The organism is Pseudomonas sp. PDM18 (assembly GCF_014852585.1).
Lineage (GTDB): Bacteria > Pseudomonadota > Gammaproteobacteria > Pseudomonadales > Pseudomonadaceae > Pseudomonas.
The window spans coordinates 148,046-165,259 of sequence record NZ_JACVBX010000001.1; the positions used below are offsets into that span (position 1 = coordinate 148,046).

The following is a 17,214-nucleotide window of genomic DNA, read 5'->3' on the forward strand; positions in this document are numbered from 1 at the left end:
GTCCAACCCCTACCCTGTGGTGCATCCCATGAGTACCTCTTCTATATGCGCAAGCTGATCTTCCTCGTCCTGGTCATCCTCTTTGCCGGTTATGCCGGCTGGGCGGAGCGTCGCCCGGTGGGCCACTACCTGTCCGACCTGCGCAGCCAGGTCTCGCTCAACCAGGGCCAGCCGTCCGAGCGCGGCAACCTGCTGGGCGTACAGCCGGAGCTGTTCACCCAGGACTACCAGAGCGTCGAGCGCCTGCGCCTGAAGTTCCACGCCTACCTGGCCAAGGCCCGCGACGAAGGCCTGATCAACCCGCGCACCGTAGTGGTCTTCCCCGAGCACATCGGCACCTGGCTGGTGGCCGCCGGCGAGAAGCCCGAGGTCTACCAGACCGAGCACATCGCCGAAGCCATGGAATGGATGGCCGCCAGCAACCCGCTGAAACTCGCGCGCGGCTGGCTCGGCGCCAAGGGTGAGGACCGCATGGCCGACGCCCTGTTCCGCATGAAGGCGGTGGACATGGCCCACGACTACCAGACGCTGTTCGGCTCGCTGGCGAAGGAGTTCGGCGTGACTATCGTCGCCGGCTCCATCGTGCTGCCCAACCCGCGCATCGTCGAAGGACAGATCCGCACCGGCAATGGCCGTCTCTATAACGTCAGCCAGGTCTTCGGCAGCGACGGCCTGCCGCTGGGCAAGCCGCAGCGCAAGCTGTTCCCCATCGACGATGAGCAAGGCTTCACCCGCGGCGGCGACGCCGACGACATGCAGGTCCTGCAGACCCCGGCCGGGCGCCTGGGCGTGCTGGTCTGCGCCGACAGCTGGTACCCGGCGAGCTACAGCGCACTGGCCACGAACAAGCCCGACATCATTGCAGTGCCCGCCTTTCTCACCGGCAACGGCAGCTGGAGCAAGCCGTGGAAGGGCTACAACGGCGGCGCGACGCCGAACGACGTGACCCTCAAGCCCGGCGAACTCTCCGAAGGCGAAGCCTGGGAACGCCTGGCGCTGGCCGGCCGTCTCGGCGAGAGCGGCGCGCACGCCGGCATCACAGTGTTCTTCCGTGGCCATCTCTGGGACCTGGGCAGCGACGGCCGCAGCCTGGTCGTGAATGGTGACAGCCATACCCTGGCCCCCGACGGCCCCGGCGCGCGCCTGATCAACCTCTGGCTATGAATCGCCCGACCATGCGTCTCGGCGACCTTTCGGTGGGTTTTGTCCACAGCCTCGCCGACGCGCTGGCGGAAAGCGGCGTCGCCCCGCAACCCCTGCTTCAGCAATACGGACTGGACGCGGCACGCCTGGGCGAGCCCGGCGCGCGTCTGTCGATCCCCCGCTACATGCGCCTGGGCCACGCAGCCATCCAGCAGAGCGGCGACCCCGCCCTCGGCCTGCGCATGGGCCAGCTGAGCCGACCGAGCCAGAGCGGCCTGGCCGGCGTCACCGCCGCCCAGGCACCCAACCTGCGCGCCGCCGCCCGCGCGCTGATCCGCTTCGAGCCGCTCTACGCGCAGAACTACCGCGGCCAGAGCAGCTTCATCGAAGACGCCAGCGGCGCCTGGCTGCGCTTCTACTCCATCAGCCCGTACAACGCCTACAACCGCTTCGTGGTGGATTCGGTGCTGGCCGGCTGGGTGAGCATGCTCGGCAGCATCGGCGCGCAGCCGCTGAGCCCGGAGAGGGTTGAGATCGAGTACCCGGCGCCTGCCTGGGCGTCACGCTTCGAGGAAATGCTTGGCTGCCCGGTGGAGTTCGGCGCCGAGCACAACCAACTGCGCCTGAACCAGACAACGCTGGCGCGAGCCAACCCGGACCACTGCCCGAGCACTTGGCGGCAATTGCTGGATATCTGCGAGAAGGAGCTGGAGCAACTGACCCGCACACGCAGCCTGCGCGAGCGCGTCGCCCAGTTGCTCGGCCCGATGCTCAACGGTCGCGAACCGGACCTGGAGGAAGTAGCGGCGCGACTCAAGCTGCCGACCTGGACACTACGCCGCAAGCTGGCCGAGGAAGGCACGCAGTTCCGCAGCATCCTCAACGACACCCGCCGCGACCTGGCGATGATCTACATCCGCGACACCGACCTGGCCTTCGGCGAGATCGCCTACCTGCTCGGCTTTGCCTCGGCGGAAGCCTTCCAGCGTGCCTTCAAGCGCTGGAGCGGGCAGACCCCCGGGGAATTCCGCCGCGCCCAGCGCCACAGCGCCTGATCACATCTCCGTGGCATCGTCGGCCGGCTCCGGCAAGTCCTGTTCCACGGCATGCTGCTCCAGCAGTTCTTCCTGATAGTCGTCCATTGGCTTTTCTCCTGACCGTTCGATCCGGTTTTAGCAAAGACCACAGGAAAAAAGCTAGACGCCAAAGGTGAACGACCTGTGACAACGTCTTACAGAACAACAGTAGGATTTATCGGACGGAAACGAAAAAGCCCTCAGGTATTGCTACCTGAGGGCTTTCGAATATGGCGCAGCGGACGGGACTCGAACCCGCGACCCCCGGCGTGACAGGCCGGTATTCTAACCGACTGAACTACCGCTGCGTGTCGGTTGGACTTTCGTCCGGTATAGCAATCTCCTGGCGCCTGGAGTGAATCACTCGACAAGCCGGTTCGGGGTAAGAACCAAGGAGGGGGGAAATGGCGCAGCGGACGGGACTCGAACCCGCGACCCCCGGCGTGACAGGCCGGTATTCTAACCGACTGAACTACCGCTGCGCGTAACTTGCGAGAGTGGTGGGTGATGACGGGATCGAACCGCCGACCCTCTGCTTGTAAGGCAGATGCTCTCCCAGCTGAGCTAATCACCCTTCGTCTCGAAGTGGGGCGCATTCTACAGCCGGCAGAACCTAAGTCAATGCCCTGATTGAAATTTTTTTCATTTCCGGCGAAAAAAGTTCGGCGCGCGTTTCGACAGCGGTGCACTGCCGCGTTCGCGAGCTCCGAATTCATCCGGAAAACAAAAAGGGCGACCCTCGGGCCGCCCTCCTCTTCCACACCCGACACTCAGTCGAGGTAGATCATCTTGCGCGTCATGCCACCGTCGATCACCAGCTCCTGGCCAGTGACGAAACCAGCGCTGTCACCGATGAGCCAGGCAACTGCCGAGGCGATGTCCTCGCCCGTGCCGACACGGCCGACCAAATGCTGGTCATGGTCCAGCTCGGTCAGCGGCTCGGCCTCGCGCTCGCGGAGGTCGCGGGCGTCAATCCAGCCGGGGGAAATCGCGTTGACGCGAATGTCCGGGCCAAGGCTGCTGGCCAGGGCGTGGGTCAGCGACAGCAGCCCGCCCTTGCTCGCCGCGTAAGCCTCGGAATTCGGCTCAGACTGGTGAGCGCGAGTGGAAGCGATGTTGACGATGGCGCCGTTGTGCGCGCGCAGGTACGGCGCGCAGTGCTTGGCCAGCAGCATCGGGCCGGTGAGGTTCACCGCCAGGGTGCGGTTCCACTCGTTCAGACCGAGGCTTTCCAGCGCCGTGTTATGCGGCCGGGCGATGGCGGCATTGCTCACCAACGCATCCAGGCGGCCGAACTGACCGATCAGCTCGGCCACAGCCGCGGCGACCTGCCCTTCACTGGCCACGTCCAGCGCGATGAAGCTGGCGCGCTCACCGAGCGCCGCTGCCACTTTCGGGCCGCGCTCACGGTCGATGTCCGCCAGCACCACTTGCCAGCCCTCGGCGACCAGCCAGGCAGCGACGCCCAGGCCGATGCCGTGTGCTGCACCGGTGACCAGCACCACCTGGCCGTTGCCCAGGGCGTCCATTACGCTCACAGCGCCGCCAGGCCTCGCGCCAGGTCGGCCTTGATGTCATCGACATCTTCCAGGCCCACGGCGACGCGGATCAGGTTGTCACGGATGCCGGCGTTCTCGCGCTCGGCCGGCGACAGGCGACCGTGGGAGGTCGTGGCCGGGTGGGCGATGGTGGTCTTGGTGTCACCCAGGTTGGTGGTGATGGAGATCATCCGGGTGGCGTCGATGCAGCGCCAGGCTGCCGCCTTGTCACCCTTCACCTCGAAGCTCACCACCGCGCCGAAGCCCTTCTGCTGACGCTTGGCCAGCTCGTGCTGCGAGTGGCTGGGCAGGCCCGCGTAGTAAACGCGATCCACGCCCGGCTGCTGCTCGAGCCACTCGGCGACCAGTTGCGCCGAGGCGCTGTGGGCCTGCATGCGCACGCGCAGGGTTTCCAGGCCCTTGATGAAGATCCAGGCGTTGAATGGGCTGAGCGTCGGGCCGGCGGTACGCAGGAAGCCGACGACGGGCTCCATTTGCGCGCGCCGACCGGCGACTACGCCACCCATGGTGCGGCCCTGGCCGTCGATGTACTTGGTCGCGGAGTGGATCACCACGTCCGCGCCCAGCTTCAGCGGCTGCTGCAGCGCCGGGGTGCAGAAGCAGTTATCCACCGCCAGCAGCGCGCCCTTGGCATGGGCGATCTCGGCCAGCGCGGCGATATCCACCAGCTCGGCCAGCGGGTTGGACGGCGATTCGACGAAGAACAGCTTGGTGTTCGGCTTGCAGGCCACTTCCCAGGCTTTCAGGTCGCTCAGCGGCGGGTAGTCCACCTCGATGCCGAAGCGCTTGAAGTACTTCTCGAACAGGCTGATGGTCGAGCCGAACACGCTGCGCGAGACCAGCACATGGTCGCCGGCGCTGCACAGGCTCATCACCAGCGAGAGGATGGCCGACATGCCGGTGGACGTGGCCACCGCCTGCTCGGCGCCTTCCAGCGCGGCGATGCGCTCCTCGAAGGTGCGCACCGTGGGGTTGGTGTAGCGCGAGTAGACGTTGCCCGGCACTTCACCGGCGAAACGCGCGGCCGCATCGGCGGCACTGCGGAACACGTAGCTGGAGGTGGTGAACAGGCCTTCGCCGTGTTCAGCCTCTGGGGTGCGGCGTTGCCCGGCGCGCACTGCGAGGGTGTCGAAACCGACGCCCTCCAGGTCGCTGTCCAGCCGGCCGGCTTCCCAATCCTGAGCCATGCCTGCTCTCCTTAGTCGTTATAGAGATCGATGATGGCGCTGACCGCGGCACCCTTGGTCTTGGTGGAGTCGTTGCGCGCCTGGTCGATCTTGTTCAGATAGGCTTCGTCGACGTCACCGGTGACGTACTCACCGTTGAACACGGCGCAGTCGAAGTGATCGATCTTGATCTTGCCGCCCTCGGTGGATTCGATCAGGTCCTGCAGGTCCTGATACACCAGCCAGTCGGCACCGATCAGCTCGCCGACTTCCTCGGTGCTGCGGTTGTGCGCGATCAGCTCGTGGGCGCTCGGCATGTCGATGCCGTAGACGTTGGGGTAGCGCACCGCCGGAGCGGCGGAGCAGAAGTAGACGTTCTTCGCGCCAGCCTCGCGAGCCATCTGGATGATCTGCTTGCAGGTGGTGCCGCGAACGATGGAGTCGTCCACCAGCATCACGTTCTTGCCGCGGAATTCCAGCTCGATGGCGTTGAGCTTCTGGCGCACCGATTTCTTGCGCGCAGCCTGGCCGGGCATGATGAAGGTACGGCCGATGTAGCGGTTCTTCACGAAGCCTTCGCGGAACTTCACGCCCAGGCGGTTGGCCAGTTCCAGCGCGGCGGTGCGGCTGGTGTCCGGGATCGGGATGACCACGTCGATGTCGTGGTCCGGACGCTCGCGGAGGATCTTGTCGGCCAGCTTCTCGCCCATGCGCAGGCGCGCCTTGTAGACCGAGATGCCGTCAATGATGGAGTCCGGACGCGCCAGGTAGACGTGCTCGAAGATGCACGGCGCGTACTGCGGGTTGGCCGCACACTGGCGGGTGTAGAGCTTGCCGTCCTCGGTGATGTACACCGCTTCGCCCGGGGCTAGGTCGCGGATCAGGGTGAAGCCGAGGACGTCCAGGGCCACGCTTTCCGAGGCGATCATGTACTCCACGCCGTTCTCGGTGTGACGCTGGCCGAAGACGATCGGGCGGATCGCATGGGGATCGCGGAAGCCGACGATGCCGTAGCCGGTGATCATCGCCACCACGGCGTAACCACCCACGCAACGGGCATGCACGCCGGCAACAGCGGCGAACACGTCTTCCTCGGTGGGTTGCAGCTTGTTGCGCACCGCCAGTTCATGGGCGAACACGTTGAGCAGCACTTCCGAGTCGGAGTTGGTGTTCACGTGGCGCAGGTCGGATTCGTAGATTTCCTTGGCCAGTTGCTCGACGTTGGTCAGGTTGCCGTTGTGCGCCAGGGTGATGCCATAGGGCGAGTTGACGTAGAACGGCTGCGCCTCGGCGGAGCTGGAGCTGCCCGCGGTCGGGTAGCGCACGTGACCGATGCCGATCTTGCCGACCAGGCGCTGCATGTGGCGCTGCTGGAAGACATCACGGACCAGGCCGTTGTCCTTGCGCAGGTACAGACGGTCGTCCTGACAGGTGACAATCCCCGCAGCGTCCTGGCCACGATGCTGGAGAACGGTGAGCGCGTCATAGAGCGCCTGATTCACGTTCGACTTGCCCACGATACCGACGATGCCACACATGCGACGCAACCCCTAGTTGGTGTTCAGGCTAAAACAATTCCATATTCGGCAGTATCCACCGGACCTGCCGTAGCGGCGACGGCTACCCGTCGCCTCCGCCCGCCCCTCACTGGGCCGGCAGCAAACCACCCACTCCGGACGGCGGAGTGATGGTCACGCCGGACATCCACTGCCCGGCAAAAGTCAGGATGAAGTTCTTCGACCAGTCGGCGACCATCAGGAAATGCGGCATCAGCACCGATTGCTGCCACCACGGGTCCTGTTGTACCGGCGCCAGGCTTAGCAGGCCTACCAGCAAAACCACCAGCAGCACGCCACGGGCTCCGCCGAACACCATGCCGAGCACACGGTCGGTGCCGGACATGCCTGTCACCCGCACCAGCTCACTGATGAGGAAATTGACGAGTGCGCCCAGCAGCAGCGTGACGACGAAAAGAAGAGCGCAGGCGGCAATGACACGCCCCGAGGGCAGCTGGATGTAGGGTGCGAGATGCTCGGCCAGGGCGCCGCCGAACATCCAGGCGACCGCACCGGCTACGATCCAGGTGACCAGCGACAGGGCTTCCTTGACGAAACCACGGCTCAAGCTGATCAGGCTGGAAATGACGATGATGCCGATCATCGTCCAATCGACCCAGGTAAATGCCACGTTGCGGCCCAGAAACGGAAAGGCCCCGCATTTTAGCAGAGGCCTTCGATTTAGAAGAGCCCCAGTTTTACATGGGGCTGATTGAGAGAAGCTAACGAACGGACTCAGCCACGCTCAGGCTGGAAGCGCACCACGAAACCGTTGAGTTTCTGCTGTTTACCAAGCTGGTCACGCAGACGATCCGCCTCGGCGCGCTCGACCACCGGACCAACAAAGACGCGGTTCATTCCGTCGAAGCTACGCACGTAGGCGTTATAGCCCTGGCTGCGCAAGGACTTCTGCAGCTCGTCGGCGCGGGCGCGATTGGACAGGCTGGCCAGTTGCACCGACCAGCTCACGGGGAGGTTATTGCTGTCCAGGCGCTGGGCCGGCTGTTGCGCCGGAGCGGCAGGAGCAATAGTGGTCTGGACCTGAGCAGGCTGCTGTGCAGGCTTGGGAGCAGCCGGCTGCGGTGCAGGAGCCTTGGGCTGCGTCGGCTGGGCCTGCTGGGTTGGCAGGCTGGCAATGGGAACGGAAGGCGCCTGCGCCGAAGCCGCTTCGGCCGGGGGCACGGCATTCTCCGCATCCTCAGCCTGAGGTTCGGGAACTTCGGTGGGTTGCACTTCTACGGTGGGCATTGCCGGTGGCTTGGGCATCACCGGCGCTTCGACCACCACCTGGCGTACATCATCCTCGCGGGAGAACAGCATCGGCAGGAAGATCACGGCCAGCGCCAGCAGCACCAGTGCTCCGACTACCCGCTGCTTGAGCCCCTTATCGAGCAACGCCATGCACAACTCCCCTTAGGTCCACTTATTGAGCAGCCTTGGCGAGCCACTCCAGGGCATCCGCCACGCTGTAGAACGAACCGAACACCAGTATCTCGTCATCGGTGCCCGCTGCATCGCACTGCGCCACCAGTGCCGCGGCGATATCGCCATGGCAGCTGACCTGCGCTCCACGCGCCTGCAGCGCGGCCTCCAGCTCTGCGGCAGGACGACTGCGACCGGTGGGCAGCGGCGCGACGGCCCAATCCTGCACCAAGCCGAGCAAGGGTTCCAGTACGCCGTCGAGATCCTTGTCCGCGAGCAGGCCGAACACCGCGTGGCGCGCCCCCCTGGGCGGCGCTGCACGCAGGCGGCTGGCAAGGTATTGCGCTGCGTGCGGATTATGCCCGACGTCGAGCAGCAAGTGGCGCTCTTCGCCGTGCCATTGCACGGTGCGGCGATCCAGACGCCCGGTCACGCGGGTGCGCTGCAGTGCGGCGACCAGTTGCTCGGGCTGCCACGGCAGGTCCAGCAAGGCATAGACCTGCAAGGCCAGCGCCGCGTTCTCCATCGGCAGGTCGAGCAGCGGCAGATTGTGCAGGCTCAGCGCCTCGCCAGTGGCGGAGCAGCCGCGCCAGTGCCAGTCGCCCTCGCCAATCGCCAGGTCGAAATCGCGCCCGCGCAGGACCAGCGGCGAGCCGAGCTTGCGCGCTTGCTCCAAGATCGGCGCGGGCGGCTCCAGGTCACCACAGACCGCAGGCTTGCCGGCGCGGAAGATGCCGGCCTTCTCGAAGGCCACGCTTTCGCGAGTGTCGCCCAGCCAGTCGGCGTGATCGATACCGATGCTGGTCACCGCGGCGACGTCGGAGTCGATCAGGTTGACCGCATCCAGGCGACCGCCCAGGCCGACCTCCAGTACCACGGCATCCAGGTTGGCGCGCTCGAACAGCCAGAGGGCTGCGAGGGTGCCCATCTCGAAGTAGGTCAGGGTGATTTCGCCGCGAGCCGCCTCGACGGCGGCGAAGGCTTCGCAGAGAGCCTCATCGCTGGCTTCGACGCCATCGATGAGCACCCGCTCGTTGTAGCGCAGCAGGTGCGGAGAGCTGTAGACGCCGACGCGCTGGCCCTGCTCGCCGAGCAGGGCGGCGAGAAAGGCGCAGGTGGAACCCTTGCCATTGGTGCCGGTGACGGTCACCACGCGGGGCGCGGGGCGCCCTAGGCCAAGTCGGCCAGCCACTTCACGGGAGCGATCCAGCCCCATGTCGATTGCCGTGGGGTGGAGTTGTTCGAGATAGCTGAGCCAGTCGGCAAGGGTACGTTGGGTCATCCTGCGAGCGCGGTACTTGGAGTGTGGGTGAATTTGGCCAGCAGGCTGGCGAGCCGCTGACGCATTTCCGAACGGTGGACGATCATGTCGATGGCGCCGTGCTCCAGCAGGAACTCGCTGCGCTGGAAGCCTTCCGGCAGCTTCTCGCGCACGGTCTGCTCGATCACTCGCGGACCGGCAAAGCCGATCAGGGCGCGCGGCTCGCCGACAATCACGTCGCCGAGCATCGCCAGGCTGGCGGATACGCCGCCGTAGACCGGGTCGGTCAGCACGGAGATGAACGGGATGCCCTCTTCGCGCAGGCGGGCCAGCGCGGCGGAGGTCTTGGCCATCTGCATCAGGGAGATCAGCGCCTCCTGCATGCGCGCGCCACCCGAGGCGGAGAAGCAGATCATCGGGCAACGGTTTTCCAGGGCGTAGCTGGCGGCGCGCACGAAGCGCTCGCCGACGATGGACCCCATGGAGCCGCCCATGAAGGAGAACTCGAAGGCGCTGACTACGACCGGCAGGCCCATCAGCTTGCCGCTCATGGAGATCAGCGCATCCTTCTCGCCGGTGTCTTTCTGCGCGGCGGTCAGGCGGTCCTTGTACTTCTTGCTGTCGCGGAACTTCAGACGGTCCACCGGCTCCAGCTCGGCGCCCAGCTCTTCGCGGCCTTCCTCATCGAGGAAGATATCGATGCGTGCGCGGGCGCCGATACGCATGTGGTGATCGCACTTGGGGCAGACGTCGAGGGTCTTTTCCAGCTCCGGACGGTACAGCACCGCCTCGCAGGACGGGCACTTGTGCCACAGGCCTTCCGGAACCGAGCTCTTCTTCGCCTCGGAACGCATGATGGAAGGGATCAGCTTGTCTACCAGCCAGTTGCTCATGCTCTCGTCTCCAGTGCAGTGACACGGCGCGATGGGTTGCGCGTGCCCCTGAGCAAATTCATCGTCGCGGTTCCGACCTCAAGGCCGGAACCCCTCGCAAACAAAGGCGCCGCCTGGGGCGTCGCCACGGATACAGCACTCGATGCGGGTCGCCGATGGGCAAGACTGCCAACACCGACAACTCCCAGCGCCACCCACAGGCAGCGATTGGGTAGTGGACGGCGGCAGGCCGCTCGTCGTCACATGAAGATTCCGCGTCACGCCACCGAACGACACTGCGCAATGAAATCGCGGATCTTCTGCGCATCCTTGATGCCCTTGCTCGCCTCCACCCCGCCGCTCACATCCACGGCGTAAGGACGCACCAGGGCGATGGCGTCGGCCACGTTGCCGACCGTCAGACCGCCGGCCAGGATCAGCGGACGCTGCACATCCCTGGGTACCAGCGACCAGTCGAAGGCCCGCCCGGTTCCGCCGGGAATGCCTTCCACATAGGTATCGAGGAGGAAGCCGCTGGCCTGAGGATACTTCGCGATCTGCGCCGCCACATCGTCGCCCGGCTTCACGCGCAGGGCCTTGATGTAGCGCTTGTGCCAGCCGGAGCAGACCTCGGGGGTCTCGTCACCGTGAAACTGCAGGACGTCCAGCGGCACCGCATCGAGGATTTCCCCCAGCTCGCAGCGACTGGCATCGACGAACAGGCCGACGGTACTGACGAAGGGCGGCAGCGCGGCAACGATCGCCCGCGCCTGCTGGATGCTCACCGCGCGCGGGCTCTTGGCGTAGAACACCAGGCCGATGGCGTCGGCGCCCGCCTCGGCGGCGGCCAGGGCATCCTCGACTCGGGTAATACCGCAGATTTTGATGCGAACGGCGGACAAGATGCAGCAACCTTCAGGCAAGTGATCGATCGATGGTAGCAAATGACCCTGGCATCGTCAGCCAAAGGTATCCGGCAAACTTGAAAGGAAATGTGGCCCCAGATACCGCTCGGGCAACACGAACTCCTCCGGGTATTCGACGCTGACCAGGTACAGCCCGTAGGGATGAGCGGTGATGCCGCTGGCACGCCGATCGCGGGCCGCCAGCGCCTCGGCCGCCCACTCCACCGGGCGCTCGCCGGCACCGATGGTCATCAGCATCCCGGCGAAATTGCGCACCATGTGATGCAGGAAGGCGTTGGCGCGAACATCCAGCACGATGAAGCGCCCGTGCTCGATCACCTCGAGATGGTGCACCGTCTTGATCGCCGACTTGGCCTGGCATTGCACCGCGCGGAACGAGGTGAAGTCGTGGGTGCCGACCAGTGCGCGGGCCGCCTCGCGCATGCGCGAGACATCCAGCGGACGGTGGTTCCAGGTGACTTCCTCGGCCATGTGCGCCGGGCGGATCTGGTCGTTGTAGATCACGTAGCGATAGCGCCGCGCCATGGCGGTGAAGCGCGCATGGAAATGCGCCGGCATCACCTTGGCCCAGGTCACGCTGATGTCGTTGGGCAGGTTGGCATTGGTGCCCATGACCCAGGCGATGAGCGAGCGCTCGGCGGTGGTGTCGAAATGCACCACCTGCCCGCTCGCGTGCACCAGCGCGTCGGTACGACCCGCGCACATCAGCGAAACCGGATGGTCAGCCACCCGGGACAGAGCTTTTTCCAGCGCGCCCTGCACGGTCGGCACACCATTTTCCTGGCGCTGCCAGCCGCGATAGCGCGAGCCTTTGAATTCGACGCCCAGGGCAATCCTGGAAACGCCAACGGCGGCCGATTCGGCCGCCGCTGAGGGTACTGCTTCAATCATCTATCTGGAGCCTTCCGGCTCAGGCGATACGCCCGAGCAGTTCGCGAGCTTCCTGCTGCTGGTTGTCGTTACCCTCGGTGAGGACTTCATCGAGGATGTCGCGGGCGCCTTCGGTATCGCCCATGTCGATGTAGGCACGCGCCAGGTCGAGCTTGGTGGCCGCTTCGTCGGCACCGGAGAGGAAGTCGAAATCGTCTTCATCGTCGGCACCTTCGCCCGGCAGACCCAAATCGCTGGCAGCGAAGCTTTCTTCTGCCAGCAACTCGACCGGAGCCTGCGGCTCGTCGTTCTGCGCGGAGAGACGGTCCAACTCGGCGCTGACTTCATCCAGCTGGGCGGAGAAGCTGTCGTCAGCCTTGGCCGGTGCAGGCTCGTCATCCGCCAGGGACAGGTCGAAATCGTCCGGCAGGTCGTCGGCTTGCGGCGCCTTGCTCTCGATATCCAGAGTGAACTCCTCGGGGCTCACACCGGACAGCGAAGCAGTGTCGTCATCCAGGCCGAGCAGGAAGTCGTCTTCCGCCGAAGTCAGGGTGGAGTGGGTGTCTTTCTCCAGATCCTTGTCCAGGTCCAGGGAGAAGTCGCTAAGGTCGTCGACCAGCGACGGGGCCTCGACCTTGGCAACCGGCTCTTCCGGCAGGTCCAGATCAAAGGCGAAATCATCCTCGGCCTTGGCGCTCGGCGCTGCGGCCGGCGAACCGCCCAGGCTCAGGTCGTCGTCCAGGCCGAAGCTGCCGAAGGACAGCTCGTCGTCCTGTTGCACGACGGGAGCGGCGGGCTTGTCGTCCCCCAGATCAAGGTCGTCCAGCGCCAGGTCGAAGGCGTCATCCAGATCATTGTGCGGCTGAGAGGCAGACTCGACGGCCGGCGGAGTCGGCTCCACCTCGAAGTCGTCCAGGCTGAACCCATCGAGGTCGTCGGCAGAAGCTGCGGCAGCAGCCAGGCCACCACCCACGGCAGCCAGAGTGACCATCCCCGGGTAGCGGGACTTCAGTTGCTCGACCTGCGGCTCGGCACCACCAATTTCGCGCAGCTCGTTTTCCTGACGGGCGAAACCTTCGCGATCACCGATCTCGGCATAGACCTCCATCAGCTTCAGGCGCAGGTCGGTGCGCTGCGGCTCGTCGTAGATGGCGCCCTGCAGCAATTCGGCGGCCTGGTTGAAACGACCATAGGCGATGTAGATATCCGCCTCGCCCAGCGCATCGCTGGTCTGCGCAGCCACACGCTCGGGAGCAGTCTGAGCCGGGGCAGCAACCTCGGCGGCTTGCGGCACGTCCAGGGTGTCCAGTTCGCTGCCGGCAAGGGCCAGGTCGTCGTCGAGATGCGGTTCGTCATCCCCGACGTAGGCAGCAAGGCTTTCCTGCTCCTTGGCGGCGCGACGGCGGGAAATGATCATCAGCAGCACCAGCAATGCCAGCAACGCGCTACCAGCAATCGCACCCAGCCAGATCGGATTGGCGAGAATCTCGTCGACGATGCTGGTTTCAGCCTGCTCGACCGGTGCGACAACGGGAGCCGGTTTTGGCTTCTGCGCTTCCGGCGCGGGGGCCGCTGCGACAGGAGCTGGTGCGGGAGCCGGGGCCGGCTGCGGTTGCGCCTCGGCGGCAGGAGCCGGAGGGGTGCCTGCAGCGCCCCCCGGAGTCGGTGCGGCCGGTTGCTCTGCGACCGCCGGAGCCGGTGCAGTGGCGGGCTGGGCAGCCGAATCGGCGCCCGGCACAGGAGCCGGAACAGCAGCGGCGCCGTTAGCAGCACCAGCCTTGTCGTTGCCCAGTTCGCTCTGCAGCTTGGCCAGTTGGGCATCCTTCAGCGCGATAAGCTTCTGCAGCTTATCCATCTGGCTCTGCAGGTCGGTCATGCGGCTGGTCAGCTCGTCGTTCTCGCGACGGGTACTGTCCAGGCTTTCCTTGGTGACGGCCAGCTTGTCAGCGACGGCCTGGCCGTCCTTGCTGCCCTTGTCGCCCCCCTTGGCCTTGCCGTTCTCGCCGGAAAGCAGGCGCAGGCTGTCCTTGGCCTCGGCCTGGGCCGGGGCGTTGCCGGCGTTGGCGCGCGGTGTGGCATCCAGCTGACGGGCGCCGCCAGTGGGCAGGTTTCGGCCTTCACGCCAGGCGGTGTACTGCTGGTTGACCTCGGTAACGGCTGCCGGCTGGGTGCGAGCCTTGATCTGCTCGGCATCGGGCAGGCGCAGCACTTGGCCGCTCTTCAGCCGGTTGATATTGCCGCCGAGGAAGGCATCGGGGTTGAGGTCCTGGATCGCCAGCATGGTCTGCTGGACGGAAACGCTGCCATCCGGGCGCGCACGGGCGGCGATTTCCCAGAGGGTGTCATTCTTGCCGGTGCGGTACTCGTTGCCTTCCAGGCGCCGAGCCGGGGCGGCAGGAGTGGCGCTTGGCGCGGGGGTTGCGCGCGGCGCGGCAGTGGCGGACGGGCGCACCACCGGAGCGGGAACGGCCATCGGCGCACGCGGCACGGCGGCAGCGGTCTGCGGCGAATACAGCGGCGGGTCCAGCAGCACGGTGTACTCGCGCAGCAGCCGGCCATTGGGCCAGAGCACTTCCACGAGGAAGTTCAGGTAGGGTTCCTGCACTGGCCGGTCGGAGGTCACGCGAATGACGCTCTTGCCGTTCGGCTTGACGATGGGCGTGAATTTCAGCCCGGTCAGGAAGTACTGGCGGTCGACGCCGGCCTTGTTGAAGTCTTCTGGCGAAGCCAGCTTCGGGATTACCTCGGCCGCGGACAGGTCACGAACTTCGACCAGCTCGATTTCGGCATCCAGCGGCTGGTTCAGCGCCGAACGCAGGTGGATATCCCCCAACCCCAGCGCATGCGCCATGCCCGAGGTCAGTGCCGAAGCAGCTGCGATTGCCTGCACCAGTTTGCGAAGCCGGACCATATATTAATCCCTTGTTTTAATAGCTTTTTTCTGGATTAGAACAACGTCTAACGGGCGCCGCTGCCCACTACACCTTCCGTTTTTACGGCGGTGTTCTCCCCTGTCAGCGACGTTCCCGGCCAGTATTGCCAAGCTAGAATACTTCTTCAAATATTCGGTAAGTATCTTTTACAGATAGTGTTTTATCAACAATTCGCCCAAGTTCACAGCATTTAGGGCTGCGCCTTTTCTCACATTATCTGACGCAATCCACAAATTCAGTTCGCATGAATCTGCCAGACCGGTCCGTAGGCGACCGACGTAAACACTATCCTGTCCCTGTGCATCACCGATGACAGTCGGGTAATCGTCTTGCACCAGCTCGATACCTTCGGCCGCGTCCAGGGCACCGCTGACAGCCGCCAGGGAAACCGGCGCTGCCGCCTTGATGGAAAGCATCAGGGTATCGCCAAAGAATACCGGCGCCAGGCTGCAGGTCACGCTCAGACCATTCTTCAGCTCGGGGAACAGCACGGCGAGCTCTTCCCCGATGCGGCGCTCCACCACGGAATAGCCCTGCTCGTCGACGCCGCCCAACTGCGCCAGCATGTTGAAGGCGAACTGGCGATCCACCAGCCGCGGCTCCAGCGGACGGGCATTGAGCAGCTCGGCGGTCTGCCGCGCCAACTCCTGCACACCCTCGCGCCCTAGCGCGGAAGCGGACAGGCAGGCGCTCACAGTGACCTGGCGAAGCTCCAGCACGCCGCGCAGCACGGCAAGCACTTCGGCAACCTCGGCGGCCGGCGCTGCCGGGGCAGCAATCAAGGCGGGAAGCTGCAGGGTTTCGACGGCCTCGCCATTCACGCTGGCCTGGGCCAGCAGCGCGGCGGCATTGCTCAGCGACGCCCCACTGAGATCGATCACGCTGCAACCGGCCGCACGGGCGCGGGCGGCGCAGTCGGCAGCAGCTTCGGCGCCCACGGAGAGGAAGGCCAGGCGCACCTTGGCGAAGTCGAAATCATCGAGCTTGCCGACCCGGATGTTGCGCCCGCGGAAAGCGATCGACTTGCCGGCGGATTCGCCGCTGGCCAGCAGGTATAGGTTGGCGACAGGGAAGTCGCGCTCTTCCAGCAGTTCGACCAAAGCCTCGCCAACGAGTCCAGTGGCGCCTACTACGGCGATGTCGAGTGTTTCAGGCATCCGGGGTCTCACAATCGGTGGGTAAAGTAGCGCAGCACTTTACTGCCCCCACCAGCGGCGAAGCAATCGAGGGCCCCGCCGCCTATCGCCGCAGCTCAGGGGCGCGGCGCACCCTCCGCCGCCTGGGCGGTCAGCGGCGCGCCGGCCTGGGCAACCGCACCGGCTGCAGCCTGGGGATTGCCGGCTTGCGGAGCCGCCTGGGTCCTGGCGCGGTCCTGCTCGGCCAGACGCGCGATGAGACCGGCGATCTGCGAATCCTTCAGCTCGATCAGCTTGTTCAGTTTCTGGGTCTGGCTTTCCAGGTCGGATATCCGGCTGCGCAATTCATCGCCCTCGCGATGCGCGCTGTCCAGGCCCTCCTGAGCCACCGCCAGTTGCTCGGCCTCGACCTTGCCCTTGTCCTTGCCCGGCTGACCGGAGATCAGGCGCAGGTTGTCGCTCTCTTCGGCCTTTGCCGGCGCGCTGCCCGCTTCGGCCTTGTGGGTCGCGTCCAACTGGCGACCCTGCTGGGCCAGTTGCGGATTGCGCTTGGCTTTCCACTCGGAATTCTGGGTTTCTACGTGAGCCACGGCCTGGGCGTGGCTCTGCTCGCGAATCTGCTGTTCGCTGGGCAGGCGCAGGACCTGGCCGGCTTTCAGGCGATTGACGTTGCCGTCGACGAAGGCATCGGGGTTCATGCGCTGGATCGCCACCATGGTCTGCATGACCGAGACGCTGCTGGAAGGCCGATTGCGCGACGCGATGTCCCACAGCGCGTCGTTGCGCTGGATGCGATAGCTGTCAGCCGGCGAATTGGCAACCGATGGCGCTACCGACGGCGCCAGCGGTTGCACTTGCGGCGCGCGGACCGCAGCCACCGGCGCGATGGCCGGCGGCGTGACCGGGCTGGCCAGGTAGGTCGGCGGGTCCAGCAGCAAGGTGAATTCGCGCACCAGGCGACCCTGCGGCCAGACCACCTGGAGGACGAAGTTCACGTAGGGCTCGCGAATCGGCTTGGACGAGCTGACGTGAATGACGCCACGGCCGTTCTTGCCGACGTCGGGCGTGAATTTCAGCCCGCTGGCGACCACATTGCGGTCCACACCCAGACGCTCGAAGTCATCTGCCGAGGCAAGACTCACCGCGACTTCTTCAGAACTCAGGTCAGCCACGCCGCGCAGGTCGATATTGGCCGAGAGGGTCTGCCCCAGCGCTGCCCGCGAGGAGATGTCGCCCAGCTCCAGGGCGCCTGCCATGCCCGGCATGAACGCCGCGGCGACTGCCGTCGCCAACC

14 protein-coding genes and 3 tRNA genes are annotated in these 17,214 nt (G+C 65.5%); 2 read left to right on the forward strand and 15 right to left on the reverse strand.

The genetic code is table 11. From position 1 onward, the window contains the following. Nucleotides 1-45 precede the first annotated feature (45 nt). Nucleotides 46-1,164, forward strand: coding sequence for a carbon-nitrogen hydrolase family protein (locus tag IB274_RS00635; RefSeq protein ID WP_192430215.1), 1,119 nt, complete (start codon nucleotides 46-48; stop codon nucleotides 1,162-1,164). Continuing rightward, entirely contained in the window at nucleotides 1,161-2,198 is a 1,038-nt protein-coding gene (locus tag IB274_RS00640; RefSeq protein ID WP_192430216.1) for an AraC family transcriptional regulator, read from the forward strand. The genes IB274_RS00635 and IB274_RS00640 overlap by 4 nt, the downstream gene beginning before the upstream one ends. Before the next feature lie 252 nt (nucleotides 2,199-2,450). Here the strand turns inward: IB274_RS00640 and IB274_RS00645 are convergent. The 15 genes from IB274_RS00645 to IB274_RS00715 form a co-directional block, all read right to left on the reverse strand. Further along, nucleotides 2,451-2,527: transfer RNA gene (locus IB274_RS00645), tRNA-Asp, on the reverse strand. Between the two features lie 97 nt (nucleotides 2,528-2,624). Continuing rightward, nucleotides 2,625-2,701: transfer RNA gene (locus IB274_RS00650), tRNA-Asp, on the reverse strand. Between the two features lie 16 nt (nucleotides 2,702-2,717). Next, nucleotides 2,718-2,793, reverse strand: a tRNA-Val gene (locus tag IB274_RS00655). Between the two features lie 196 nt (nucleotides 2,794-2,989). Then, the gene (locus IB274_RS00660) at nucleotides 2,990-3,748 is read right to left on the reverse strand and encodes an SDR family oxidoreductase (protein WP_192430892.1); all 759 of its coding nucleotides are present in this window, start codon (nucleotides 3,746-3,748) and stop codon (nucleotides 2,990-2,992) included. Nucleotides 3,749-3,753: 5 nt separating this feature from the next. Beyond that, nucleotides 3,754-4,965, reverse strand: a complete 1,212-nt coding sequence (locus tag IB274_RS00665) for an O-succinylhomoserine sulfhydrylase (RefSeq protein WP_192430217.1) — start codon at nucleotides 4,963-4,965, stop codon at nucleotides 3,754-3,756. 11 nt (nucleotides 4,966-4,976) lie between these two features. Beyond that, nucleotides 4,977-6,482, reverse strand: coding sequence for an amidophosphoribosyltransferase (purF, locus tag IB274_RS00670; RefSeq protein WP_081519374.1), 1,506 nt, complete (start codon nucleotides 6,480-6,482; stop codon nucleotides 4,977-4,979). Nucleotides 6,483-6,588: 106 nt separating this feature from the next. After that, nucleotides 6,589-7,131 (reverse strand): CvpA family protein, encoded by a 543-nt coding sequence (locus IB274_RS00675; protein WP_192430218.1) that lies wholly within the window; start codon nucleotides 7,129-7,131, stop codon nucleotides 6,589-6,591. Nucleotides 7,132-7,235: 104 nt separating this feature from the next. Beyond that, complete coding sequence (locus IB274_RS00680) at nucleotides 7,236-7,901, reverse strand: SPOR domain-containing protein (protein ID WP_192430219.1); 666 nt, start codon at nucleotides 7,899-7,901, stop codon at nucleotides 7,236-7,238. Nucleotides 7,902-7,923: 22 nt separating this feature from the next. Beyond that, nucleotides 7,924-9,204 (reverse strand): bifunctional tetrahydrofolate synthase/dihydrofolate synthase, encoded by a 1,281-nt coding sequence (gene folC, locus IB274_RS00685; RefSeq protein WP_192430220.1) that lies wholly within the window; start codon nucleotides 9,202-9,204, stop codon nucleotides 7,924-7,926. Further along, on the reverse strand, nucleotides 9,201-10,076 hold the full coding sequence (gene accD / locus IB274_RS00690; protein ID WP_192430221.1) for an acetyl-CoA carboxylase, carboxyltransferase subunit beta: 876 nt from the start codon (nucleotides 10,074-10,076) through the stop codon (nucleotides 9,201-9,203). Before accD ends, folC begins: the two co-directional genes overlap by 4 nt. 257 nt (nucleotides 10,077-10,333) lie before the next feature. Then, nucleotides 10,334-10,957 (reverse strand): phosphoribosylanthranilate isomerase, encoded by a 624-nt coding sequence (locus tag IB274_RS00695; protein ID WP_192430222.1) that lies wholly within the window; start codon nucleotides 10,955-10,957, stop codon nucleotides 10,334-10,336. 57 nt (nucleotides 10,958-11,014) lie between these two features. Further along, nucleotides 11,015-11,872, reverse strand: coding sequence for a tRNA pseudouridine(38-40) synthase TruA (truA, locus tag IB274_RS00700; protein ID WP_192430223.1), 858 nt, complete (start codon nucleotides 11,870-11,872; stop codon nucleotides 11,015-11,017). Nucleotides 11,873-11,891: 19 nt separating this feature from the next. Further along, a complete protein-coding gene (locus IB274_RS00705) occupies nucleotides 11,892-14,762 on the reverse strand; it encodes a FimV family protein (RefSeq protein WP_192430224.1) in 2,871 nt (956 codons plus the stop codon). A gap of 168 nt (nucleotides 14,763-14,930) precedes the next feature. Continuing rightward, nucleotides 14,931-15,941 (reverse strand): aspartate-semialdehyde dehydrogenase, encoded by a 1,011-nt coding sequence (locus IB274_RS00710; protein WP_192430225.1) that lies wholly within the window; start codon nucleotides 15,939-15,941, stop codon nucleotides 14,931-14,933. A 95-nt stretch (nucleotides 15,942-16,036) separates the two neighbouring features. Further along, the gene (locus IB274_RS00715; RefSeq protein WP_225614612.1) at nucleotides 16,037-17,185 is read right to left on the reverse strand and encodes a FimV family protein; all 1,149 of its coding nucleotides are present in this window, start codon (nucleotides 17,183-17,185) and stop codon (nucleotides 16,037-16,039) included. Nucleotides 17,186-17,214: the final 29 nt, after the last annotated feature.